Genomic DNA, 23,669 nt, shown 5'->3' with positions numbered 1-23,669 from the left:
CCATGCCAAGCGCACGCTTTCCGCTTTACGCCGAGGATGAATACCCTATGTCCAAGCTTAACATCAGTACCCGCCTGGCCTTCAGTTTCGGCCTGATCATTGTCCTGCTTGCCATGGTGGCATTTGTTTCCGTAAGCCGCATCCGCAACATCAATGCAACGACGGAAAAAATTCTCAATGACCGCTATGTCAAGGTCATGCTGTCGAACACCATCCAGTCCGAGATCAATATCCAGGCCCGCCTGCTGGGCAATGCCATCATCGGCGCCAACGATCCAGACGAGGTCAGCAGTGCCGTGACCAAGATTCAGGCATCGGTAAAAAAGAATACGGAACTGCTGGCGCGCCTGAAAACCATGATCAACACGCCCAAGGGCCAGGAACTGTTCCAGGCCGTGACGACCAGCCGCGAAAGCTATGCCAGGACGCGCGATGCGAATATCAAACTGTTGCAAGAGGGGAAAACTGAAACTGCCGGCATCTTCCTGCTGACGCAGCTGCGCTATCCACAAGAAAAAATCTTGACTGCGCTGGCGGCCCTGGCCGGCTTCCAGGAATCGCTGATGGCAGACGAAGGCAAGCAAGCCCTCGCCGACGGGCGTCTGGCCATCATCCTGACCCTGTCCCTGTCCATCGCCGCGACCATCATTGCCATCGTCCTGGCCATTCTGATCAGCCGCTCCATCAGCCGCCCCATAGGCGAAGCTGTCAAAGTGGCGCAACGCGTGGCATCCGGCGACCTGTCGGGCAGCATCGACGCGCGCGGCAGCGATGAAACGGGCCTGCTGCTGCGCGCCCTGAAGGAAATGAACGACAATCTGCAAGGCATCGTGGCCCGCGTGCGCCATGGCACGGATGCCATCGCCCATGGCTCGCGTGAAATCGCCTCCGGCAATATGGACTTGTCCTCGCGCACGGAACAACAAGCCAGCTCGCTGGAAGAAACGGCATCGTCGATGGAAGAACTGACGTCGACCGTCAAGCAGAATGGCGAAAACGCACGCCAGGCCAACCAGATGGCGCAATCGGCCTCCAGCGTGGCCAGCAAAGGCGGCCAGGTGGTGGCGGAAGTCATCACGACCATGGATTCGATCAATGCCTCGTCGAAGAAAATCGTCGACATCATCGGCGTCATCGATGGCATTGCCTTCCAGACCAATATCCTGGCCCTGAATGCGGCCGTGGAAGCGGCCAGGGCGGGCGAACAGGGGCGCGGCTTTGCCGTGGTGGCCACGGAGGTGCGCAACCTGGCGCACCGCTCCGCCGCCGCCGCCAAGGAAATCAAGATCCTCATCGACGACTCCGTGCAGCAGGTCAATCTCGGCAGCAACCTGGTGAACCAGGCCGGCAGCACCATGCAAGAGATCGTCAGCAGCGTGCGGCGCGTCACGGACATCATGGCCGAGATCACGTCCGCCAGCAACGAGCAGGAAGCGGGGATTGAACAGATCAACCAGGCCATCACGGAAATGGATGCCGTGACACAACAAAATGCCGCCCTCGTGGAAGAAGCGGCAGCCGCGTCCGAAGCGCTGCAGGATCAGGCCGGCATCCTGGCCGAAGCCGTCAGTGTGTTCAAGCTCGACGGCACGCAAGCGCTGCCGCCGGTCGTGCCAGCTTCGCGTCCCGCGCCACGCGCCACTGTCGCCAAAGTGGACAAGCCCGGTCTCGTCGCCAGCGCGCCCGCCAGCCGCAAGCACGCCGCCCCCGCCACAATGGCGGAAACGGAATGGGAACAGTACTGACCGTGCCGCCCTGCGGTGCGGCAACCGCAGCCGGAGTGCCGCGCCGCCATGGCGCAGCGCAGCATCGCTAATCGTTGCCACATCGGCCATTGCTGCCTATACTGGACGCAGCATTGCCTGTCCCTCCACTTGCCGATCACTACCCTGCATATGACCATCCAAGACCAGCCACGCGCTGAGGCGCGATTTGCACACGTGTGCACCTTCTTGTTTCTTGGCTTACACGCCATGCCAGGCACGACGGTCGAACTCAGCCCTGCCGCACAGCTGGGGCGGCGCATCTTCCACGATGCCAGTCTTTCCGCCTCGGGCAAGCAGTCGTGCGCCAGCTGCCACGACCCAGCCCACGCTTACGCGCCCGGCAACAAGCTGGCCGTGCAACTGGGCGGCGCCGATGGCAAGACACATGGCTACCGCGCCACGCCATCGCTGCGCTATCTGGAACACACGCCGCCCTTCCGCTTTGATGAGGAAGGCGCGCCCAACGGCGGCATCAACCGCGACGGCCGCGCCGCCAGCCTGGCGGAACAGGCGGAACGGCCGTTCCTGGCAGCGCACGAAATGGCCAATGCCAGCACGGATGAAGTGGTAGAACGGCTGCGCAATGGCAGTTACGCGGAAGCATTCCGGCGCGTCTTTGGCGACGCCATCTTTGCGCAACCACAACAGGCATTCAAGCGCATCACCTATGCCTTGCAGCAATTCCAGCAGGAAGAGCCGGACTTCCACCGCTACGATTCCAAATATGACCTCTACCTGGCCAACAAGGTTCCCCTGGAACTGGCGGAATTGCGGGGACTGGCCTTGTTCAACGATGAACGCAAGGGCAATTGCGCCGCTTGCCACCCCAGCGTGCGGGGCGAACACGGCGCGCCCCCTTTGTTTACGGACTTCAGTTTCGACAATTTGGGCGTGCCGCGCAATCGGCGCATTCCCGCCACGGCCGATCCGGCCTATTTCGACCTGGGCTTGTGCGGCCCAGACCGCACGGACCTGGCGACGAAAAGAGACTTATGCGGCGCCTTCAAGGTGCCCAGTCTGCGCAATGTGGCCACGCGCCAGGTATTCTTTCATAACGGCGTGTTCGACAACCTGACGGATGCCCTGCGTTTTTATGTGCGGCGCGATACGCATCCGCAAGAATGGTATCCGCGCGACAAGCGGGGAAAAGTACAGAAATTCAATGACGTACCCGCCAGATACCGCGCCAACGTGAACATCAGCGAGGCGCCGTTCGACCGCAAGCGCGGCATGGCGCCCGCGCTGACGGTGGGCGAGATCGAGGACATGGTGAAGTTCCTGGCCACCCTGACGGATGGCTATCAGGTCCAGCAGTAAAGCCGCTGCCCGGCGTTGTCGCGCCCGACAGGCAAACGCTCAGCCGCCCGCCACCACCATGCTCTCGATGAGGATGGAACCGGTCTCCTTGGTGCCGCGGCGCAGCACGTCGGCGCCCACGGCGACGATGTTGCGCAGCATGTCCTTCATATTGCCGGCGATGGTGATTTCTTCCACCGGATACTGGATCACTCCATTTTCCACCCAGAAACCGGATGCGCCGCGCGAATAGTCGCCCGTCACGTAATTGGTTCCTTGCCCCATCAGTTCCGTCACCAGCAAGCCCGTGCCCAGCTTTTTCAGCATGGCAACGAAATCATCGGTGGCGGCCGTCTGGCTGGACGTCAGGTACAGATTGTGCGAGCCGCCCGCATTGCCCGTCGTCTGCATGCCCAGCTTGCGGGCCGTGTACGTCGACAGGAAATAGCCTTGCACCACGCCATCCTTGACGACGTCGCGGCTGACGGTTTTCACGCCTTCTTCGTCGAACGGCGCGGAACCGACGCCGCCGATCACGTGCGGGTCTTCAAAGATCTGCACGTGCGACGGCAGCACTTGCGTGCCCAGGGAATCGTTCAGGAAAGTGGACTGGCGATACAGGGCACCACCCGAGGTCGCTTGCACATAGGTCCCCAGCAAACCGGCCGCCAGCGGCGCCTCGAACAGCACCGGACAGGTGCGCGTGCCCAGCTTGCGCGCGTTCAGGCGCGACAGGGCGCGTTCGGCGGCGTAGCGGCCGATGGCTTCCGGACTCGACATTTTGGCGGCGTCGCGCACGGACGAATACCAGTCGTCGCGCTGCATCTTGGCGCCCTTGCCGGCGATGGGCGCCACGGACAGGGTGTGGCGCGAGAATGGGTAGCCGCCGATGAAGCCGCGCGAATTGGCGGAAACAAAATGCGATTGCTGCACGTGCACGCCGGCGCCTTCGCTATTCGTGATGCGCGGGTCGACGGCAAACGCGGCCGCTTCGGCCCGCTGGGCCAGCACGACGGCTTCCTCGGCGGAAATGAGCCAGGGATAGAACAGTTGCAAATCGCGGGGGGACATTTCCAGCATGTCCGCGTCGGCCAGGCCCGCGCAATCGTCCTCGGCCGTGAAGCGGGCGATGTTGTAGGCGGCGTCCACCGTGGCGCGCAGGGCCGCTGGCGAGAAATCGGAGGTGCTGGCATTGCCGCGTTTCTTGCCGACAAACACGGTCACGCCCATGCCCTTGTCCTTGTTTTGCTCGATCGTCTCGATCTTGCCTTTTCGTACAGAAACGGACAGGCCACCGCCTTCGCTGACTTCAACGGCGGCGTCGGTGCCGCCCGCTTCCCGCGCAAAAGACAACACATCACGGGCCAGTTGCTGCAATTGCTCTTGACTATGGGTAAATACGGAGTCGTTCATGCGCTGTTTTCTTCGGAAAGCCGCTAAAAAGGGTATCATAGCAGTCGTTTACAGTTTACAGGTGCGGCCTACGCGGCCAATCCCGCCTTATCATGCCAAATCCAAACCGGGGAGCTTGCGGCTTCCAATCCACCGAATTCGAACAGGAATATGAACGTCCGTCGAAGTCGGAACTCAAGCGCCAGATGACCGTCCTGCAAAAGCTGGGCGAAGAACTCGTCAATGAAGCACGCGACCGCGTCAAGCGCGTCCCGATGCCGGAAGACGTGCGCGACGCCATTCTCGAATGCCAGCAAATCAGGGATCACGAAGGCCGCCGCCGCCAGCTGCAGTACGTGGGCAAGAAAATGCGCACCCTGGATGAAGAAGAAGTTGCCGCCATCCAACGCACCATCGATAGCTGGAAAGGCTTGTCGAAAGCCGACACGGCCAATATGCACGCGATGGAACGCCGCCGCGACAAACTCTTGACGGACGACAAGGCGCTGACCGTCTTGCTGTCGGAAAACCCGGAACTGGACGTGCAGCACCTGCGCACCCTGATCCGCAATGCCCGCAAGGAGCAGGCCGAGAACAAGCCGCCAAAAGCCTACCGTGAAATCTTCCAGATCTTGAAAGAGATCGCCAAGAAGAAAAACGGCGGCAAGAAAGATGCCGACGAAGATGACGTTGAAGGCGAAGACGACGAGTAAACAACTGGGATCAGACCCGGCGGGTCTGACCCCGACAGTAGCTAAAAACCGGGATCAGCCCGGTTTTTTTACGACATAGACAGGTGCCCCATGACCACGATAGAAGACGAATTGATTATCGGCCTCGTGTCGATCTCGGACCGCGCCAGCGGCGGCGTGTATGAAGACCTGGGCATCCCCGCGCTGGAAAGCTGGCTGTCCGCCGCCATCCGCACGCCGTTCCGCCTGGAAAAACGCCTGATCCCGGACGAGCGCTCGCAGATTGAAAACACCCTGATCGACATGGTCGACCTGAGCCACTGCCATCTGATCCTGACGACGGGCGGCACGGGCCCGGCGCGGCGCGATGTGACGCCGGACGCCACGCTCAGCGTCGGGACCAAGGAAATGCCCGGTTTCGGCGAACAGATGCGCCAGATCAGCCTGCAATTCGTGCCGACGGCGATTTTGTCGCGCCAAGTGGCCGTGATCCGCGAGACGCCCGAGCGCGCTTGCCTGATCATGAACTTGCCGGGCCAGCCGAAAGCCATCAAGGAAACCCTGGAAGGCTTGAAAGATGCCGAGGGCGTGCAACTGGTCAACGGCATCTTTGCCGCCGTGCCATATTGCATCGATCTCATCGGCGGTCCCTACATGGAAACCGACCCGGCCATCTGCAAGGCCTTCCGTCCCAAATCGGCGCTGCGTCCGGCGCAACCCCTACCTGAGGAAAATACATGAGCACCTTGCTGGAAACCATACAACTCGACAGCGCACCGAACCCCACCGTTTCCATCATCTGGATGCACGGCCTGGGCGCCGACGGCAATGACTTCGTACCCCTGGTGAAGGAACTCGATTTGCGCGGCTGCCCCGCCATCCGCTTCATTTTCCCCAGCGCCGGCACCATGCCCGTCACCATCAACAACGGCTATGTGATGCGCGCCTGGTACGACATCCGCGAAAATGACCTGGTGCGCCGCGAAGATGAGAACGGCTTGCGCGCCTCGCAGGCACAGATCGAAGCGCTGATCGCGCGCGAAAAGGCGCGCGGCATCCCCGCCAGCCGCATCATCCTGGCCGGCTTCTCGCAAGGCTGCGCCATGACCCTGCAAACGGGCTTGCGCCATGCGGAACCGCTGGCCGGCCTGATGTGCCTGTCCGGCTACCTGCCGCTGGCCGACAAGACGGCGCTTGAGCGCACGCCGGCCAGCCTGGACACACCGATCTTCATGGCGCACGGCACGGCCGACCCCGTGGTGCCGATCGCTCGCGCCCAGCAGTCACGCGACTTGCTCACCGGCATGGGTTACAAGGTGGAATGGCACGAGTACATGATGCAGCACTCGCTGTGCCAGGAAGAAATCGATGCCATCGGCGCCTGGCTGAAAAAAGTCCTCGCCTAAGATGCAACAGGCGCGGTGTATGCCCCGCCTGCTGTCGTACGGAACGCCGGGAACGATCAGTTCGCCGGCGTTTTTTCATTCCATATTTTCAACATATCGGGCGATGCTTCCGAGCGGATGCCGTTGTCCGTTAGCACCGATTCCGTCGCCGCCAGCATGTCCTTGCGCGGCACGACCACCATTTCCGCATCGCGCTGCTGGAAGCGGAACGTCAGCAGCTCATCCGTCTGGTCGCGCAGCAAGGTCACCAGGTGCGCCAGGCTGCGCACGCGCACGCCATTGACGGAATCGACGACCGAAAAGAAACGGGTACTGTAGCCATTCATCAGCTTGTGCGGGAAGAACGGCGCGGCGATCACCACCAGGTCTTCGCGCTCGTTATCGGGCGCATCGCCGCGCCGCGTCGCCAGCGGGTTGCCGGCAAAACTCATGCCGCCCAACATTGCCGGGTTGCCATTTGGCGCGGCCATGAATTCCGTGCTGGCGCGCGAAAACACCATCGGGCCGAAAATGAAATAGGATGGGTAATTGCCCTGCAGGCCGCTGATGAGCATCGGGTGCGCCGCCGAGACGGGTATCTTGATTTTCAGGGGCGCGCCCTGGCGCACCACCGTCAACGGCAATTCGCCGTCTTTCGCCAACTGCTGCACCCGGTACTGGAAGCGCACGCGGCTGTTGGCATTCAGCTTGACCATGCCCTGGTTGTCGATAGGAAAATCGCCGATATGCGTGATGACGTCCCACTCCTTGAGCGGATAGGCGGCATCCTTGCTGGCCGGCGTCATCACGACGGCGCCCTCGACACCCCTGGCCAGCTTCAGGTAGGTGCGCAGCGCGGGATTTTCCAGCGTTTGCGTCACATCGCGCATGGCCGGCTTGCCCTGAGGCGCGCCACTTTCCTGGTCGCGCAGGAATAGCTCGATTTCCTCGTTGGGGATGATGTAGCCGATGTTTTGCGCATTGAGCATGCCGGCAAAGGCCAGGCCGATCATCTTCTCGCCCGCAATCACGGGGCCGCCGCTATTGCCCGGGTTGATGGCCGCATCGATCTGGATGCGCAAGCCGGAGACGGGGAAGTTGTAGCGTACGAATTCGATGCGCGAGACGATGCCCTTGGTGATCGACAGCGAGGTGCCGCCCGTCGGATAGCCATACGCCAGCACGGCATCGCGCACATCCGGCAAGACATTGGCGCGCGGCACCGCCTTGTGGCTGGCAAAAAAGCTGTCGTCGTCGATCTTCAGCAAGGCCAGGTCCATGCCGCGCGAAATGGCCAGCACGGTCGCCGGTATCTTGTCGCCCGCGCCATTGGCCTGGATCTGCACCTGGCTGGCATAGCCGACCACGTGCGCATTGGTGAGGATGCGGCGGCCTTCGATGACGACGCCGGAGCCCGTCACCTCTTGCGGCGCGGCCTTGCTCCACGGCTTATAGGGGTCCGGTCCGCGCAGGGTGGAAAACACCTTGACGACGGAATTTTCCAGGGCGGAAGCGCTGGGGCTAGCGCTAGCGGCGGTCTCGGCGGCAAGCGCGCGCACCATCATCAAGGGGGAAAAAGAAAGGGCCAGTGCCAGGAAGGCGCGGCCCATCAGGGTGAAGCACGGACGAGTTTTCATTGAGCTTGTTGGCAATGGAAGGGAAGCAAAATTATATATTGAATAATTTCAGCCTCATTACACTTTGTCCATCTTTGCCGAAGAACTCCTCTAAACTCCTCTCATCAGGCAGGCAAGGGCGCCACGCCCAAAGCCGGCACCGCCGTCTGCGCCCCGTTCATGACCATGGCCAGGAAAGTGTAATAGCCATTGATACCCATCAAGTCCACCACGCCGTGCTCGCCGAACAGCGCCAGCGCGCGTGCATACGTGGCATCGCTGACGCGCTTGTTCTGCTGCAACTCGATGCAGAAGTCATGCACGGCTTGCTCGTCTTCCTTCAGGGCAAGCGGCGCGCGCCGCACGGCGATGGCGTCCACGGCCGCCTGCGCGATGCCGTTCTGCACGGCCAGCGGCGCGTGGATGGCCCACTCGACTTGCTGGTCCCACTGGCGCGCCGTCACCAGGATGGCCAGCTCCGACAGGCGCGTACCGATGGCGCTGCGGTAGCGCAGGTACTCGCCCATGCGCTGCGCCGTTTCCATCAGCTCGGGGCTGCGGATCAGCGGCACGAAGGGGCCGTACAGGGCCCCGCGCGGACCGTCGATGATGGCTTGCGCGGCCGCGCGCTGCTGGGCGTCGAGCCGGTCCAGCGGCAGCGCGGGCAAACGGTCGATATCGCCCCCCGCCATCAGGCAGTCCAGGCGACCACGTCCTGCTGCTGTTCACCGAGGCCGGGGATGCCCAGGCGCATGCTGTCGCCTTTTTTGAGGAAACGCTGCGGCTTGCGGCCCTGGCCCACGCCCGGCGGCGTGCCCGTGGCGATGACGTCACCCGGTTCCAGGGTCATGAATTGCGACAGGTAGCTGACGATCTGCGCCACCGTGAAGATCATGGTTTGCGTATTGCCGGTCTGCATACGCTTGCCGTTCACTTCCAGGTACAGGTCCAGGTCTTGCTCGTCGATGACTTCATCGCGCGTCACCAGCCACGGGCCGATGGGGCCGAAGGTGTCGCAGCCCTTGCCTTTATCCCATTGCCCGCCCCGCTCCAGCTGGAACGAGCGCTCGGAAATATCGTTGACGACGCAATAGCCGGCCACGTATTTCAAGGCGTCCTCTTCGCTCACGTACTGTGCGCGCGTGCCGATGACGACGCCCAGCTCCACTTCCCAGTCCGTCTTTTTCGAGCCTTTCGGCAACACGACATTGTCGTCCGGGCCATTCAGGCAGGTAATCGCCTTCATGAAGACGATCGGTTCGGCGGGAATCGGCATGCCCGATTCGGCCGCGTGGTCCGCGTAATTGAGACCGATGCCGATGAACTTGCCGACTTTCGCCAGCGGCACGCCGAAGCGGGGATTGCCGCGCACCAGGGGCAAGGTCTTTTCGTCGAGCTTGGCCAGCTTGCGCAAGGCCTTGTCGGACAGTTGTGCGCCGTCAATATCGGCAATCACGCCGGACAGGTCGCGCAGTTTGCCTTCTTCATCGATCAGGCCCGGTTTTTCCTTGCCTGGACGTCCATAACGAACGAGTTTCATAGTCTTCCTTGGAGTTGATCATTGCCGCTGTGCAGTCTGCCATTTTACCGGATGGCCCGGCACGCCTGTAGCGGCGAATGAAAAACATCGCAAGTCCCGGCAGTTGCAAGGCCGCCAGCACGCCAAACGCCACCTGATACGCTTGCGGCGGATACTGCTGCAAGCTGTTCAGGGGCCAGCAGCCGAGGATCAGGCCAAAGCCCGCCTGCGCCAGAAAGGCGCCCGTGAAAATGAGCAAATTGAGGCAAGTGGCCGCCCTGCCCGTCAGGCTGGCCGGCATGCTTTGCGCGACGATCGCATACTCGAGGCCCGTCACCGTGCCCAGCAAGGTAAACAGCACGGACAGCATGGGCAGGCTGGGCACGACGTTACACGCCATCGCCACTTGCACGGCAATGAACAGGACGATGCCCACGGCCGCCAGCTGCATCGGGGCAATACCGCGCCGCCCGGCCCATTCCGTCAGCATGCCCATGCCGATGGCGCCAAAGATGACAGCCGCCATGCCCAGGTACAGCAGATACGCCACGTTGTCGTCGGACAAACCGCCCACGTCGGCCAGCCAGCGCCCCACCCACAAGCCCTGCACGCCAAAGAACACCGTGTGCGGCAGCAAGATCAGCGCGATGGTGCGGCGAAAGCCGGGATCGCGGTACACGCTCCAAACGCTGACCTTGCTCACCGAGTGCGCGGTGGCGGGCCTGGGCATGGCCGGCGACAGCAGGCGGATCAGCACGCCGATGGCCAGTGCCGCCAGCGCCAGCCCCAGGAACACGCCGCGCCAGTCCGTGTAGTGCAGGGCCAGCTTGACGGGCAGGGTGGCGGTGGCCGCGCCCAGGCCACCCACGGCGATCAGGTAACCATGCACGGAAGGCAGGCGCGCTGGTGCAATGGCGCACGAGATCGCTTTCACGGCGGCCATGAAACAGCCGCCCAGGCCTGCCCCCATCAGGGCGCGTGCCCACATCAGCTCGGCAAAGCTGTGACCCAGGCTGAACAGCCATACCCCCAGGGCCGCCAGCGCCAGCAGCCACAGTTGCACCGTGCGGGGGCCGTAACGGTCGAGCGCCATGCCGATCGGCAGTTGCACCAGCGCAAAGGCGAGAAAAAAGGCGCTGGTCAAAAGGCCCAGCTGCGCTGGCGTCAGGGCGATGGCGCCCAGCAATTCCGCCGTCAGCACGGCATTCACGCCGCGCAGCAGGCACGACAGGTAATGCCCGAGCGCGAACGGCAGGAACACCAGGCAAAACACGGCCACCCCGGAACGCGAAGAGGCGCCGGCGCCGTGCATGCTCAGGCGGCCTGTGCCAGGCGGATGATTTTATGCGGCACCTGCGGCATAGGCTCATCCGTTTCAAAGAAAAACTTGTCGTGGCCGAATGCGGGCTTTAAATCGTCCATCCACGTCGCTTCCGCATCGAACTGCGCATAAAACGGCCGGCGCACCCAGTCCGGGTTGCGCGCCTGCAAAAATTGCAGGGCAAACAGTTTTTCGCCATTGATGGTGACGATGCCATCGATGACGATCTTGCCGGGGAACGCGCTCATGGAGGGCCCGCGCACCGTACGCGACAGGCCCGACACCATCTGGTAGGCAGCCTGGAAGATTTCATGTGCCTTCGCCAGGGGCAGTTCGAAATAGCCGCGCGGCCCCGTGTCCCGTTCGACAAACATGTAATACGGAATCGCTCCCAGGCGCGTGCCCGTCTGCCACAGCTCGGCCCAGCTAGCCGGATCTTCATTGATATGGCGGATCAGCGGCCCCTGCATGCGCAAGGTGGCGCCTGTGGAGACGATGCGTTTCACCGCTTGCTGCGCGATATCCTGGCGCAACTCGACGGCGTGGCTGTAATGGCCCATCACGGCCAGGTTCTTGCCCGCCTTGACGATGCGCTCGAACAGGCGCAGCAAATCGTCCGCATCGCGGTCCGAGACAAAACGCTGCGGCCAATACGCCACCGCCTTGGTACCGATGCGGATGTTCTGGATGTGTTCCAGGCCCGGCGCCAGCAGCGGCTCCAGGTAGGCGGCCAGTTGCCGCGTGTTCATGATCATCGGGTCGCCGCCCGTGATCAGCACATCCGTCACTTCAGGATGCAATTTCAGGTAGGCGGCCAGCTCATGCGACTCGCGCGCATCGAACTTCATGTCGTCCATGCCGACGAACTGGGGCCAGCGGAAACAGAAGGTGCAGTACGCGTGGCACGTCTGGCCCGCGCTGGGGAAAAACAGCACCGTCTGCACATATTTATGCTGCAAGCCACGCACCGGTGCATCGTTGACTTTCGGCACGTTATGCGTCATCTGCCCGGCCGGATGGGGATTCATGCCCAGGCGGATACCATGCACATAGGCATCGATGGCAGCCTTGTCACGCTGCACCAGCACGAGATCGCGCAAGTGCGCGTACTGCTCGGGCGGCAGCATGTCGCGGTGGGGAAAAACGAGGCGGTAGATGGGGTCGTCGGGGATGTTGTTCCAGTCGATCAGCTGGTCTAGCACATAGGCATTGGTGCGAAACGGCAAGACGTGCGACACCACCTGCACGGCTTCGCGTTGCTCTTCCGGCAGCCATTCCCACTGCCGCGCCTGATGAATGGTTTGCCGCGTATACGGCTTGAACTTGGGTGAAAACGGCTCGGTAATGAGTTCGGACACGATCGGCTCCTTGCCAATAAATAGCGATAACTTTCATGAAATTGACCCTATTTCGGCCAATTCCAGCCTCTTTCCCCACAGGCCATGCCAGCTCGGCATGCTGTGAAAGTCATCATAATTCTTGCCATCTGGAACCAAATTGCTACACATCAACAAGCATTCCGATGCGTTGTTCGCTGCCTACAAGCAACACCTTAGTTTGTTCCATCGCAATTTGATGGGACCGTCGACGACGTAAATTACGGCTTGGCAATACATCCCTCGATTCTCACAAGGAGCTGTCATGAAACGCTTATTCACGGGTAGCCTGCTGTGCCTGGCATTTGCCGGCGGCAGCGTCAATGCCGCCGTCGAACCAACGGAAAAAGACGCCATCGCCATGGCCGAACGGGGCGCCGCCTTCATGAAGGCGCATGGCAAGGAAGAAATGATGAAGAAAATCACGGCGAAAGACCCCGACTTCGTGCAGGGCTCGCTGTATGTGGACATGCGCGACATCAAGACGGGCATCGTGCTGGCCCACCCCATCAATCCTTCCATCGTGGGCAAGGATTTGACGGACGTGCCTGATGCGAATGGCAAGAAGTATCGCCGTGAAATCATTGAGCTGGCGCAAAAGCAGGGCAAGGGCTGGGTCGACTATCAGTACAAGAATCCCACCACTGGCAAGATCGAGCCGAAGACCACGTACATCCTGCGCGTCAACGATGTGGTGCTGGAAGCGGGGATCTACAAAAAATAAGACAGCGGCGGCGCGCGCACGCCACGCGCCGCCTGCGCTTGAAACAGCCACAGCCAGGAGTCAAGCATGCTCAATCAATTACGCATCGGACCAAAATTATTGCTGGCGCCCGCCCTGGTCTTGCTGCTGCTGATACTCAGCTCGAGCGGCGCCTGGTACGGCATGGTGCGGCAAAATGCCTCGCTGGAAAACATGGTACGCGTGCGCATCACGCATCTGAAAGCGGCCGCCGACATACTCGGCGAGGCCAAGCACGTACACGGCAATATGTACCAGTTGCTGTCGTGGACGAATGGCAGCTTCGCCAAGGCTCGCCTCGATACACTGGAGCAACAGATCAAGGCGCGTCACGCGGCCATCGGCACTGAGCTGGCCACGCTGCGCGCCACGGCCACGGGCGCCGAACGCAACCTGGTCGATGCCGCCATCACGGCCCTGGCCGGCTACCGCAAGGCCGTGCTGGAAACCATGGAAATGGCGCAGATGGACCAGTCGATCGCCACCAATTCCATGCTCAAGGCGGAAACGCAATTCGGCCAGTTCAATACGCAACTGGCGCAGCTGTCGGCCCTGGAAACGACGCTCAGCAGCCAGGCCCATGCGACGGCCAGCGCCGAGTTTCGCAGCCTGGGCTGGAGCCTGCTGCTGACCGTCATGCTCTCCATCCTGGCCTCCATCGTGGTGACCATGCTGGTGCGGCGCGCCCTGCTGGTGGAAATCCGCGGCATCGCCGACGCCGTGCAAGACCTGGCGGCGGGCAAGCTGATCGCCGGTGCGCCCAAGCAAGGCAATGACGAGATCGCCGCCACGTCGCGCGTGCTGGACCAGACCATCGCCCACCTGAACCAGACCTTGCGCACCATCATGGGCGCCGTGCAATCGATCGACACGGCGTCGCGCGAAATTGCCACCGGCAATCTGGACCTGTCGGCGCGCACGGAAATGCAGGCCAGTTCGCTGGAAGAAACGTCGAGCGCCATGGAAGCGCTGACGCAAGCCGTCAATGACAACGCCGACAACGCCCAGCTGGCCTGCGAACTGGCGGGGCAAGCGTCCACCCTGGCCGTGCAAGGCGGCGCATCGATGCAGCAGGCAGTGGCGACGATGGCGACGATACGCGCCAATTCGCGCCAGATCGTGGATATTATCGGCGTGATCGATGGTATTTCCTTTCAGACCAATATCCTCGCGCTGAACGCCGCGGTGGAAGCGGCGCGTGCGGGCGAGCAAGGCCGCGGCTTTGCCGTGGTGGCGTCCGAAGTGCGCACCCTGGCGCAACGCTCGGCGCAGGCGGCCAGGGAAATCAAGACCCTGATCGCCACCTCGGTCACCACCATCGATGGCGGCAGCGTGGCCGTGCAGCAAGCGGGCGACAGCATGGGCGCCATCGTGGCCTCGGTGCAGCAAGTCAATGCCATCATCCAGCGCGTCAAAGAGGCCAGCGCCGAGCAGGCCTCGGGCATCACGGAAGTGAACCAGGCCGTCACGCAAATGGATGACGTCACCCAGCAAAATGCGGCCCTGGTGGAACAGGCAGCGGCAGCGGCGGCCAGTTTGCAGGACCAGGCCGTCAAATTGTCGGCGGCAGTCAGCGTGTTCACCCTGGACGAGCGCCCCGCCGCGCCGAGCGGCCCTACCGAAGCAGAAGCGTTCCGGCATCCGGCCAGTGCGCAACAGGAGCGGCGCGCACTGCACAGCCCGCTGCGCGGCGTGCCGGGTCTGCGTGGCGTCAAGGATGCGCCACAGCGCCGGCGCAGCTAGACGGCTGGCGCGCGCATCGGTTTACTGAGGTAGCGCGAACCGGCCAGCACGAAACGCCACGGCGTGTCCATCGCCCTGGAAATGCCGATGCGCGGACCCGCTTGCACCGTCACGTCATCCTCGCGGGCCAGCAGCATGAACGGCGGCGCATCGAGCGCCAGCCGGTTATGCCTCTGCGTGATACCGAGCGCCTGGCATACCTTGCCCGGCCCCGAACACAGCTGCCGCAGTTCCTCGACGCCGCGCCGCTCGCGCATGGCATCGATGCCCGCCAGCGGCTCGATGGCGCGGATCAGCACGCCTGCCCCATGGCCCGCTTCGCGGCACACAAAGTTCAGACACCAGTGGATGCCGTAGGAACGGTAGACATAGGCGTGCGCGGGCGGGCCGAACATGGCCGCATTGCGCGGCGTCATGCCGCCATACGTGTGCGAAGCGGGGTCCAGCCGGTCATACGCTTCCGTTTCCACGATGCGCCCGCCCACGCCGTCGACCAGCACGGTCACGCCGATCAGCTGGCGCGCCACGCTGCTGGAATCGTCCGCAAAATCGATACCGGCCAGGAGTTTTTTCATGCGGCAATTGTACTGCCGCGCTTCCCGCCGCGCGTCTTGCCCCACCTTAAAAACAAATAAAGCTTGATTTTTTGGTCACGGCAACCGGGATGGACAGCGTCGTAAAATGCGGAAAATAGCGTAGGGACAAGGTCAAAATGGGAATTTTTTCCAGAATATATTGTCGAGATGAACTATTGCCACGCATAAACAGCGATAATCGTCGGACACTGCGCCAGACGCGCATGAAGCGGACAGCGGCAGCGCGCGACAGAATAAGCACCGGGCACAAAAAATGATGATGAAAGCGTGATGATGAGAGCGGCAGCGCAAAAGCAGGTAGTGCAGGAAGATCCGGTTGACGCCTTGATGCGCTCCATCCGTATCCCGCCACGCCCCAGCCTGCTGGTCGACTTGCAGCGCGAACTGGCGGAGCAGGACCCGTCGCCGCGGCGCATCGCGCGCATCATCGCCGACGATGTCGGCATGTCCGGCGCCCTGCTGAAACTGGCCAACTCGCCCTTCTATGGCGCCGCGCGCAAGGCCAAATCGGTCGAACAAGGCATCAACTTTCTCGGCATCAACCAGTGCAGCGCCATGATGACGGGCTTGCTGGCGCGCCAGGCGCTGGAAGCGGAAGGCGTGGAACTGACCAACTTCTGGGATGTGTCGGCCAAGCGCGCGCGCGCCCTGGTATTTACCTCGCGCAAGCTGCGCATCGCCCCGCCCGACATCGCCCACACCTTCGGCCTGTTCTGCGATATCGGCGTGCCCCTGCTGATGAACCGCTTCCCCGACTACGTCAAGACGTACGCGGCGGCGGCCAACGATGCGCACAATTGCTTTACCCGCCTGGAAGACGCGCGCCACCAGACCAACCACGCGGCCATCGGCTGCTTGCTGGCGCGCAACTGGGGCCTGTCCTCCGATGTCTCCTGGGCCATTTTGCACCACCACGACTACACGGTGCTGGCGGACCCGTCCACGGACGACGCCATCCGCTCGCTCGTCGCCCTGTCGCTGCTGGCCGAAAAGGGCATTCAGCGCTACCATGGCAACAGTACCTCGCTGGAGTGGGACAAGGGCGGCGAACTTGCCTGTCAACATCTCGGCCTGTCGCAGGAAGAAGCCGCCGACCTGCTCGACGAGCTGCACGAGATGTTCGATACCGACCATTGAGGTATCAGGCGGCCGCGTCCGCCTGTATGATCTGTCCCGGCGCCTGGCCAAGCCCTGGCGCCCGTTTCCGTTTGCCTGACCCGTATTTCTTAACCTGTTGATCGCCATGCCCAAAAATAAGCGCCCTGTCCCCCGTAAATCCGCCAACACGCCTGAAGACAAGGATGAAGCCGTCACGCGCATGCTGTGCACGATGGCCCTGAACCTGGCGGAGCAGGAAGACAGCGAATCGCAGGGCACGGTGCTGGCCGAGCAAGCCGTCGAGTTCGGCCGCCTGATCCGCAAGGCCTTGAATCAGAAGAAGGATGAAATCCTGTATGACGCCATCGAACGCGCCAAGTACGAAGACGTGGGCGCCTACCAGTATTTGCGCAGCCATATCGAGGAAGCCGCTTCCATTTCCGTGATCCGCCGCGACAATGCCCCGGCCATGGAAATCAACGCCTTCGTCGTACCGCTGCTGGTGCAAAGCACGGGCGGCCTGCGGGAAGCGGACAGCTTCCAGGACCAGGACGCATTCGAAGCGCTGGTCAAAAGTTTTCAACAGGCAGAACTGGAAAGCGCCAAGGCCAAGGTGGTCTTGATGAGCCATGCCTACGACCTCGATGAAATCGACCGCATCACCTATAGCCACCTGCACGAGATGGTGCGCGATGCGTATAGCTCGATGACGGACAAGAAAATCGTCGCCACGCCGGGCCTGGAAAGCAGCATCGTCGGCTGGAGCGAGACGGCGTTCGGCCCGCAGGACACGGCCATCGAACTGCGCTTCCTGCTGGGCTTTGCCCTCAAGCGCGTGGACGACCCGTTCTATGCGGAACCAAAAGACGAAGCGGCGCTCGACGCCTGGTTCGACGCGCGCATGGCCCGCTACCAGCAGTGGACGACGGAAGTGGGCGACCTGGTGAAACGCTGCCTGGCGCCGGCCGGCAGCGCGCTGGAAGTGAGCTTCCTCTACCAGGATCTGTTCCACGGTGGCAAGGAACAAGGCATGAGCGAGTATGCGATGCTGCAGATGATGTCCGGCATCAACCACGCGCTGGCGGAAAACAAGGTGGATGCCGCGGAGGTCTCGGTGGTCGTCGGCCCGGCCGATGAACATGGCGAAATGCTGTTGCGCGTCAATGTCAGCACGGCGGGCGGCGAGCTGCTGCACAGCGCCGACAAGCCGCTCGACCTGGCTGCCGACCTGCAGGACGAAGTCGACGACATCTGCGATGCGCTGGCCACCATCGGCGTGACGCAATTGTCCGTGGCGCTGAAATTCGACGCCAAGGGACAGCCGGTGGAAGCGCAGGCGTACGCGCCAGCGTAAGAAACTGGCGCGGACGGCGCCTGCATCAAAACGGCTGCAATGTTTTCCATTGCAGCAACTTGGCGCCATACGCCAGCGTATAAGCCGGGCTGCTCGACGGCAAGCTGACGATGCGGTAGCGCCGCGCGTGCTCGCCCAGCACCTTGATGCCCAGCTTCGCGGCCGTGCCGCCGTTGAAGGCGATCGTCTGCAGCCGTGGCAGGCTGGCGGCCAGAGCCGCCAGATCGTTGTCGTCGCGGGCGCGGATATTGCTGTCCAGGCTGCCGGTGCGCTGCGCCTGCGCCACGACGTCCCACAGGCCCACGCCGTGCGCCAGCAAGGTGCTCAAGCGTGCCGCATAGGGCAGGCTGCTCAAGTCCACGCCCAGCACTTCACCCAGCAGCCTCCAGAACTTGTTTTGCGGATGCGCATAGTACTGGCTGTGGGCCAGCGATTTTTCGCCGGGCAGACTGCCCAGTATCAGCAAGCGCGTATCGGCGTCGACGACGGGATCGAAGCAGCGCTTGCGCGGGTCGGCGGCATGGTCTGGCAAGAGGGCTGGGTGATTCAAATGCGCGGTCCGGAAGAGGAAAGAAGGAGCATTTTACCCGGCCACGCGACGGTGTAGAATTCCCGGACAACCATCCCTGCACAAGAGACCGCCCATGCGCACCATCGACACCCTGCTGGCCCAGTATGGCGAAAGCCACCGCAACCACGTCAATGAATGGGTGCACATCGTGTGCGTGCCCTTGATCGTTTTCAGTCTGCTGGGGCTGCTGTGGAGCGCGCATCCCAGCGTGGCGCTGCTCGCCAGTATTCTCGCCTTATACTATTATTACAAGCTGTCGCGTCCGTTTGCGGCAGGCATGCTGGCGATCCTGGCCATCATGCTGGGCCTGCTGCTGCTGATGCCGGCGCTGACCATCCTGCCCGTGTCGCTGGCGCTGTTCGTGCTGGCCTGGATAGGCCAGTTCATCGGCCACCAGATCGAAGGCAAGAAACCGTCGTTTCTCGACGATGTGCGCTTTTTGCTCGTGGGTCCGCTGTTCGTGCTGGGATTTTTATACCGGCGCCTGCGGCTGGCGTATTGAGCAGCAGGTGGCCCCTTGGTCACGCGGAACCGGTAACAGATTTTTACTATTCGCAACTAGTTATCTGAGGCAAGTGTCCTTATGATAAGTCAGCATCCTTACTGCCGGTCGACGCAATCGGCAACTAACTTTTGTCCAAGGGAGTCCTACATGAAAGCACCAATTATTGCAGTGGCATTGCTCGCCACCCTGGCCGGCTGCGCCGTACAACCGAACTCGGCGAATGTGTACAACGCGCGCCAGGCGCAGAATGAACAATCGGTTCGCCTGGGTACGGTTGAATCCGTGCGCCAGGTAACCATCGACAAGGGCGAAACGGGCACCGGCGTGCTGGCGGGTGCGGCACTGGGCGGCGTGGCCGGTTCCGCAGTCGGCGGCGGCAAGGGCGCCATCGCGGCCAGCATCCTCGGCGCCGTCGCCGGCGGCATGGCAGGCAAAAGCATCGAAGCGAACGCGTCCAACAAACCCGGCCTGGAAATCACCGTACGTCTGGACAATGGCGACATGCGCGCCATCGTGCAAGACGCGGACGAACTGTTCCGTCCGGGCGAGCGCGTGCGCCTGCTGTCCGATGGCCGCAAGACCCGCGTCACGCACTGATCTGCTTGCCGGCGCATGCGCTCAGCCGAATGCGCCGGCAGCGAGCAAGGCAGAAGGGTGCAGCCAGATGGCAATCACGGCGGTCACGATGACATACACAAGCAGGCTCCAGACTTTGATCTGCAGTGAGGCTGACATGGCGGTCCTCCTTCCAAGATGCAATTCAGAAAATATTTACTTAATAATAAAGTAAATATTTTCATAAATTCAACATTTTCCAGAAGCACTGCGCTGGCTCAATGCCCGGGTGTCTCCTGAGCACACGTTGAGCAAGCTCGACCAAGACTCGCCATCCTCGCGCGATGCCCGTATACTTGCGCGATGTCCTCTCCTCTCCTGTTCCTCATTGCCTGCCTGATCTGGGGCTCCACCTTCTGGGCCATCACCTTGCAGCTGGGCGATGTCGCGCCCGCCGTTTCCGTGGTCTACCGCTTCGGCCTGGCTTCGGCCACCCTGTTTGCCTGGTGCGCCTTGCGCGGCGACACCCTGCGCCTGCCCTGGCGTACGCAAAAATGGATGCTGCTGCAAGGCCTGGCCTCGTTTGCCGTCAGCTATGTGTGCACCTACAGTTCGGAGCAATACCTGGTCTCGGCCCTCGTCAGCGTGCTGTTCGCGCTGATGGTGTTCTGGACGCCATTGCTCAACCGCATCGCCTTCGGCACGCCGATTACCTGGAGCACGTGCTGCGCGGCGTTTGTCGCCATCTGCGGCATCGTGCTGCTGTTTTACCATTCCATCGGCGCGGCGCTGCACGATATTCTGGGCGGCGGCAATGGCCGCAATGTACATTTTCTGCTCGGCTTTATCCTGGCCCTGGTGGCCACCATTTCCAGCACGGCCGGCAATGCCCTCGTCATGAAAGTGCGCGAACATTCGGGCAACGTGATGCTGACCATGGCCTGGACCATGCTGTGGGGCACCTTGATGGTGGCCGCCTGGGCCATCGCCACGGGCCAGTCCTGGCAGTTGCCCACGCGTCCCAGTTACTGGATGGGATTGGTGTACCTGGCCATCTTCGGCTCGGTGATCGCCTTCAGTGCGTATTTCACCTTAATCGCCCGCATCGGCACGCAAAAGACCGTGTATATCGGCGTCGTCACGCCCGTCATTTCCGTGCTGCTGTCGGTGCAGTTCGAACATTACCGGCCCGCCCCCATCGAATGGGTGGGCATGCTGCTATGCCTGTCCAGCGTGGCCTGGGCCCTGACCTCGGGCGCGCGCAAGACGGCTGCCGTCGCCTCCATTTCCACCACTCCATCAGCAAAGGCAACATGAGCACCTCTTCCTCCCTCGCCATCCGTCCCGCCCAGGAAACCGACGTGGCCGCCATCTTCGGCATGATCCATGAACTGGCCGTGTTTGAAAAACTGGAACACATGATGATCGCCAAAGAATCCATGCTGCACGACAGCCTGTTCGGCAAGCACCCCGCGTGCGAAGCGCTGGTCGGCGAGGAAGATGGCGAGGTGGTGACGTTCGCCCTGTTCTTCCATAATTTTTCCACCTTCCTGTGCCGCAAGGGGCTGTACCTGGAAGACCTGTATGTGAAGCAATCGGTGCGCGGCAAGGGTTATGGCAAGCAGATGCTGGTGGCGCTGGCGCAACTGGCCGTCGAACGCGATTGCGGCCGCTTCGAATGGTCGGTGCTGGACTGGAATGAAAACGCGATCAACTTCTACAAGGGCATGGGCGCGGACGTGATGCCGGACTGGCGCATCTGCCGCGTGGCTGGTGATGCCTTGACGCAATTGTCGGCGGGCACGCCAAAGCTTGCCTGATTGAAGGGGAACTGTAGCGAGCGGATGCGATTTGTGGCCGAGAAGCGGAACTGTACGAAGGTACAGTGAGCATCGCAGGGCGCAAGGCGCGCCGCGCAGTAAGTTCCAAAAAAATCCCCGCGGGCTAGCGGCACCGCGGGGCAGAACCCATTGTCAAGTGGGAGGGGGAGAATGCAATCAACGGTTATCAATATAAACGCTACGACTGGTCACCGCGTCGACCTTTACATTTGCTTACCGGGCCTTACATTTGACTTAAATCCGCTCACCAAGTGTCACCCGAATGACACTGATTATTTCCGTGGTTCAATCAATGTGCCGTGCAAGCCAATATGTTGTTGCGCAACCCCACTGCCACCCTGCGCATTTGTATAGATTTGGTACACTGTCAGGCAGGCGATGCAGCCAGCAACCACGGCAAAAATGACCATGCGACGCTCCTTGAGTTTTTTGTAGGTATCAGGGAAAACAGAGCCTGCGGCCGATGATGGCCAGGCAGGGAAGATTCAGTGTGGCATCTTCTGCTGGTGGGGCATTGCGCAATATCAAACGCGTCAACGTGACGGCGCGCTGGCGTTTGATGCGACGCAAAATGGCGGCAATGCGCTCACACACAATGAACGAATCAATGAACGAATCGTCATGCATACGGGAGCCACATCATGAATGTCTCTGCCAAACCGCTCGTCATGAAAATCTACCGCGCCTACCTGCGTTCCCGCCTGGAACGCTACACGCGCGACTTGCAAGCCATCGCCGAACAGCGCGAGAACGACTTCCAGGCCGAACGCATCCTGCACCAGGCCGTCGTCTCGGTGCGCTCGAAACTGCACTCGCTGTAAGCGTGATGCCGTCAGCGCTGCCGGCCGGCCACGGCCCAGCGTTCCACCAGCTCGAACAAGCCTTGCGTGAGCAGGGCCAGCACGGCTGCGGGGATCGCGCCGGCCAGCAGCATGTCGTTGTCATTCAGCGCCAGGCCGATGGTGATGCGTTCGCCGTAACCGCCCGCGCCGATGAAGGCGGCGATGGTGGCCGTGCCCACGCTCATCACGGCCGCCGTTTTCACGCCCGCCAGCAGCACCGGCAAGGCCAGCGGCAAGTCCACGTGCAGCAGGCGGTCGCGCCGGTTCAAGCCCAGCGCCAGCGCCGCCATGCGCAAGCCTTGCGGCACCTGCAAGATGCCCGTGCACGTGTTGCGCACGATGGGCAGCAAGGCATACACGAATAGCGCCACCAGGGCTGGCACGGTGCCGATCATGCCCAGCACGGGAATCAATATCGCCAGCAAGGCCAGGGAGGGCACCGTCTGCAGCACGCCGACGAAAGCGAGCACCGTTTGCCGCAGCGGTGCCGAAAACGCCGCCAGCACGCCCAGCGGAATGCCGATCAGGCAGGCCAGCGCCACCGACAGCAGCACCAGCGTCAGGTGCTGGCGCGTCAGGGTCCACAAATCGTCGCCGATGATTTTATCGAGCAGATTGCTGCGCGCAGCGGCCGGTTTACTCACCTGCGTGCCGGAGGCCAGCCATTGCCTCGCCACGTCCGCAAAGCTCTTGCCGTCGATTTCCACGGCCGCATTCATGGCGATCATGTCGCCCTCGCTGATGCGCCCCTGCAGCCCTTGCAAGGCTTGCCAGGCGGCGGGAAAGCGCGGCGGCAGGTCGAGCCGGTACAGGAGCATGGCGTCGTAGCGGGGAAAGTAATGCCGCGTGTCGGCCAGCACGCGCAAGCCGTACTGGCGTATCTTCGCGTCCGTCGAATAGATGTCGATCACGTCCACCTGGCGCTGCGCCAGCGCTTCATAGGCAATGCCGTGATCGAGCCCGCGCGGGCGCTGCGGCAAGCCATAGCGCGCGGCCAGGCCCGGCCAGCCATCGACACGGCCGATGAATTCATGCGACAGGCCGAATGTCAGGGCCGGGTGCTGCGCCAGTTGCGCCAGGCTCGTGATGGATGTTTCATCACCGCGCATGGCCAGCGCATACGTATTGTTAAAGCCCAGCGGCACGGCCACGCCCAGCCCCAGCGCCGCCAGCTCGCGCCGCATCTGCGCCAGGTCGATGGCCTTGTCGTGCTTGAGGATTTCGCTGGCGATGGTGCCCATGTATTCGGCATACACGTCGATGCTGCCCGCCTGCAGCGCAGCGAGCACGATGGCCGTATTGCCCAGTCCCTGGCGGTGCTCCGCCTTGACGTGCGGCGCGGCGCTCTGCTTGACGATTTCACCGAGAATATACGATTCCGTAAAACGCTTCGAGCCCACCTTCAGCGTGCCGCCGTCCCGGGCGTGCGCGGGCGCCGCGGCGCTGAAAACAAACAAAA

General features: G+C 62.1%; 25 protein-coding genes. 14 read left to right on the top strand and 11 right to left on the bottom strand.

What is annotated here, in order from left to right; translation table 11 throughout:
- Positions 1 to 47: 47 nt before the first annotated feature.
- Positions 48 to 1,745 (top strand): methyl-accepting chemotaxis protein, encoded by a 1,698-nt coding sequence (locus tag ACP7DW_RS01795; protein ID WP_426053650.1) that lies wholly within the window; start codon positions 48 to 50, stop codon positions 1,743 to 1,745.
- Positions 1,746 to 1,973: 228 nt separating this feature from the next.
- On the top strand, positions 1,974 to 3,083 hold the full coding sequence (locus tag ACP7DW_RS01790) for a cytochrome-c peroxidase (RefSeq protein WP_426053651.1): 1,110 nt from the start codon (positions 1,974 to 1,976) through the stop codon (positions 3,081 to 3,083).
- 39 nt (positions 3,084 to 3,122) lie between these two features.
- Here ACP7DW_RS01790 and pmbA read toward each other — a convergent pair whose 3' ends face one another.
- The gene (gene pmbA, locus ACP7DW_RS01785) at positions 3,123 to 4,475 is read right to left on the bottom strand and encodes a metalloprotease PmbA (protein ID WP_426053652.1); all 1,353 of its coding nucleotides are present in this window, start codon (positions 4,473 to 4,475) and stop codon (positions 3,123 to 3,125) included.
- Positions 4,476 to 4,567: 92 nt separating this feature from the next.
- Here pmbA and yjgA point away from each other — a divergent pair, with 92 nt between their 5' ends.
- From yjgA to ACP7DW_RS01770, 3 genes are all read left to right on the top strand, one after another.
- Positions 4,568 to 5,167, top strand: a complete 600-nt coding sequence (gene yjgA / locus ACP7DW_RS01780) for a ribosome biogenesis factor YjgA (protein ID WP_116745632.1) — start codon at positions 4,568 to 4,570, stop codon at positions 5,165 to 5,167.
- A 90-nt stretch (positions 5,168 to 5,257) separates the two neighbouring features.
- Positions 5,258 to 5,887 carry a molybdopterin adenylyltransferase gene (mog, locus tag ACP7DW_RS01775; protein WP_282407823.1) on the top strand — a complete coding sequence of 210 codons (630 nt, stop codon included), beginning with the start codon at positions 5,258 to 5,260 and terminating at the stop codon, positions 5,885 to 5,887.
- On the top strand, positions 5,884 to 6,552 hold the full coding sequence (locus ACP7DW_RS01770; protein ID WP_426053653.1) for an alpha/beta hydrolase: 669 nt from the start codon (positions 5,884 to 5,886) through the stop codon (positions 6,550 to 6,552). Before mog ends, ACP7DW_RS01770 begins: the two co-directional genes overlap by 4 nt.
- 56 nt (positions 6,553 to 6,608) lie before the next feature.
- On the opposite strand, the gene ACP7DW_RS01765 is transcribed toward ACP7DW_RS01770, so the two are convergent.
- The 5 genes from ACP7DW_RS01765 to ACP7DW_RS01745 form a co-directional block, all read right to left on the bottom strand.
- Positions 6,609 to 8,168 (bottom strand): trypsin-like peptidase domain-containing protein, encoded by a 1,560-nt coding sequence (locus ACP7DW_RS01765; protein ID WP_426053654.1) that lies wholly within the window; start codon positions 8,166 to 8,168, stop codon positions 6,609 to 6,611.
- 104 nt (positions 8,169 to 8,272) lie between these two features.
- Positions 8,273 to 8,839 (bottom strand): carboxymuconolactone decarboxylase family protein, encoded by a 567-nt coding sequence (locus tag ACP7DW_RS01760; protein WP_426053655.1) that lies wholly within the window; start codon positions 8,837 to 8,839, stop codon positions 8,273 to 8,275.
- Positions 8,839 to 9,687 carry a fumarylacetoacetate hydrolase family protein gene (locus tag ACP7DW_RS01755; RefSeq protein WP_096237933.1) on the bottom strand — a complete coding sequence of 283 codons (849 nt, stop codon included), beginning with the start codon at positions 9,685 to 9,687 and terminating at the stop codon, positions 8,839 to 8,841. Before ACP7DW_RS01755 ends, ACP7DW_RS01760 begins: the two co-directional genes overlap by 1 nt.
- Positions 9,632 to 10,978, bottom strand: coding sequence for an MFS transporter (locus ACP7DW_RS01750; RefSeq protein ID WP_426053656.1), 1,347 nt, complete (start codon positions 10,976 to 10,978; stop codon positions 9,632 to 9,634). The genes ACP7DW_RS01755 and ACP7DW_RS01750 overlap by 56 nt, the downstream gene beginning before the upstream one ends.
- A 2-nt stretch (positions 10,979 to 10,980) precedes the next feature.
- The gene (locus ACP7DW_RS01745) at positions 10,981 to 12,345 is read right to left on the bottom strand and encodes a KamA family radical SAM protein (protein WP_426053657.1); all 1,365 of its coding nucleotides are present in this window, start codon (positions 12,343 to 12,345) and stop codon (positions 10,981 to 10,983) included.
- A gap of 283 nt (positions 12,346 to 12,628) precedes the next feature.
- On the opposite strand from ACP7DW_RS01745, the gene ACP7DW_RS01740 reads away from it, so the two are divergent.
- Together ACP7DW_RS01740 and ACP7DW_RS01735 are read left to right on the top strand one after the other, a co-directional pair.
- The gene (locus ACP7DW_RS01740; protein WP_298407334.1) at positions 12,629 to 13,087 is read left to right on the top strand and encodes a cache domain-containing protein; all 459 of its coding nucleotides are present in this window, start codon (positions 12,629 to 12,631) and stop codon (positions 13,085 to 13,087) included.
- Positions 13,088 to 13,153: 66 nt separating this feature from the next.
- Positions 13,154 to 14,848, top strand: coding sequence for a methyl-accepting chemotaxis protein (locus tag ACP7DW_RS01735; RefSeq protein WP_426053658.1), 1,695 nt, complete (start codon positions 13,154 to 13,156; stop codon positions 14,846 to 14,848).
- Here the strand turns inward: ACP7DW_RS01735 and ACP7DW_RS01730 are convergent.
- Complete coding sequence (locus tag ACP7DW_RS01730) at positions 14,845 to 15,423, bottom strand: DNA-3-methyladenine glycosylase (RefSeq protein WP_426053659.1); 579 nt, start codon at positions 15,421 to 15,423, stop codon at positions 14,845 to 14,847. The genes ACP7DW_RS01735 and ACP7DW_RS01730 overlap by 4 nt on opposite strands.
- A gap of 291 nt (positions 15,424 to 15,714) precedes the next feature.
- Here ACP7DW_RS01730 and ACP7DW_RS01725 point away from each other — a divergent pair, with 291 nt between their 5' ends.
- Together ACP7DW_RS01725 and ACP7DW_RS01720 are read left to right on the top strand one after the other, a co-directional pair.
- Positions 15,715 to 16,581, top strand: a complete 867-nt coding sequence (locus ACP7DW_RS01725) for an HDOD domain-containing protein (protein WP_426053660.1) — start codon at positions 15,715 to 15,717, stop codon at positions 16,579 to 16,581.
- A gap of 106 nt (positions 16,582 to 16,687) precedes the next feature.
- Complete coding sequence (locus tag ACP7DW_RS01720; RefSeq protein WP_426053661.1) at positions 16,688 to 17,896, top strand: hypothetical protein; 1,209 nt, start codon at positions 16,688 to 16,690, stop codon at positions 17,894 to 17,896.
- A gap of 25 nt (positions 17,897 to 17,921) precedes the next feature.
- Here ACP7DW_RS01720 and ACP7DW_RS01715 read toward each other — a convergent pair whose 3' ends face one another.
- Positions 17,922 to 18,446, bottom strand: a complete 525-nt coding sequence (locus tag ACP7DW_RS01715; protein WP_426053662.1) for a DNA-deoxyinosine glycosylase — start codon at positions 18,444 to 18,446, stop codon at positions 17,922 to 17,924.
- Between the two features lie 94 nt (positions 18,447 to 18,540).
- Here ACP7DW_RS01715 and ACP7DW_RS01710 point away from each other — a divergent pair, with 94 nt between their 5' ends.
- From ACP7DW_RS01710 to ACP7DW_RS01695, 4 genes are all read left to right on the top strand, one after another.
- Entirely contained in the window at positions 18,541 to 18,969 is a 429-nt protein-coding gene (locus tag ACP7DW_RS01710; RefSeq protein ID WP_099762053.1) for a DUF962 domain-containing protein, read from the top strand.
- A gap of 150 nt (positions 18,970 to 19,119) precedes the next feature.
- Positions 19,120 to 19,569, top strand: a complete 450-nt coding sequence (locus ACP7DW_RS01705) for a glycine zipper 2TM domain-containing protein (protein ID WP_141170795.1) — start codon at positions 19,120 to 19,122, stop codon at positions 19,567 to 19,569.
- 321 nt (positions 19,570 to 19,890) lie between these two features.
- Positions 19,891 to 20,844: a DMT family transporter gene (locus tag ACP7DW_RS01700; RefSeq protein WP_426053663.1), complete on the top strand. Its 954-nt coding sequence runs from the start codon at positions 19,891 to 19,893 to the stop codon at positions 20,842 to 20,844.
- Positions 20,841 to 21,347, top strand: a complete 507-nt coding sequence (locus ACP7DW_RS01695) for a GNAT family N-acetyltransferase (RefSeq protein WP_071075406.1) — start codon at positions 20,841 to 20,843, stop codon at positions 21,345 to 21,347. Before ACP7DW_RS01700 ends, ACP7DW_RS01695 begins: the two co-directional genes overlap by 4 nt.
- A gap of 293 nt (positions 21,348 to 21,640) precedes the next feature.
- Here ACP7DW_RS01695 and ACP7DW_RS01690 read toward each other — a convergent pair whose 3' ends face one another.
- Both ACP7DW_RS01690 and ACP7DW_RS01685 read right to left on the bottom strand, forming a co-directional pair.
- Positions 21,641 to 21,778, bottom strand: coding sequence for a hypothetical protein (locus tag ACP7DW_RS01690; protein ID WP_426053664.1), 138 nt, complete (start codon positions 21,776 to 21,778; stop codon positions 21,641 to 21,643).
- 28 nt (positions 21,779 to 21,806) lie between these two features.
- Positions 21,807 to 21,995, bottom strand: coding sequence for a hypothetical protein (locus ACP7DW_RS01685; protein ID WP_426053665.1), 189 nt, complete (start codon positions 21,993 to 21,995; stop codon positions 21,807 to 21,809).
- A 14-nt stretch (positions 21,996 to 22,009) separates the two neighbouring features.
- Here ACP7DW_RS01685 and ACP7DW_RS01680 point away from each other — a divergent pair, with 14 nt between their 5' ends.
- The gene (locus ACP7DW_RS01680; RefSeq protein ID WP_034746290.1) at positions 22,010 to 22,189 is read left to right on the top strand and encodes a hypothetical protein; all 180 of its coding nucleotides are present in this window, start codon (positions 22,010 to 22,012) and stop codon (positions 22,187 to 22,189) included.
- A gap of 11 nt (positions 22,190 to 22,200) precedes the next feature.
- Here the strand turns inward: ACP7DW_RS01680 and ACP7DW_RS01675 are convergent, their stop codons facing one another.
- On the bottom strand, positions 22,201 to 23,667 hold the full coding sequence (locus ACP7DW_RS01675) for a glycine betaine ABC transporter substrate-binding protein (protein ID WP_426053923.1): 1,467 nt from the start codon (positions 23,665 to 23,667) through the stop codon (positions 22,201 to 22,203).
- Positions 23,668 to 23,669: the final 2 nt, after the last annotated feature.

The sequence above is a fragment of the Janthinobacterium sp. PSRC1-1 genome (assembly GCF_049897525.1).
GTDB lineage: Bacteria > Pseudomonadota > Gammaproteobacteria > Burkholderiales > Burkholderiaceae_D > Janthinobacterium > Janthinobacterium tructae.
Note: the sequence above shows the minus strand (reverse complement) of the source record. Positions and strands in the feature narration are given on the sequence as shown.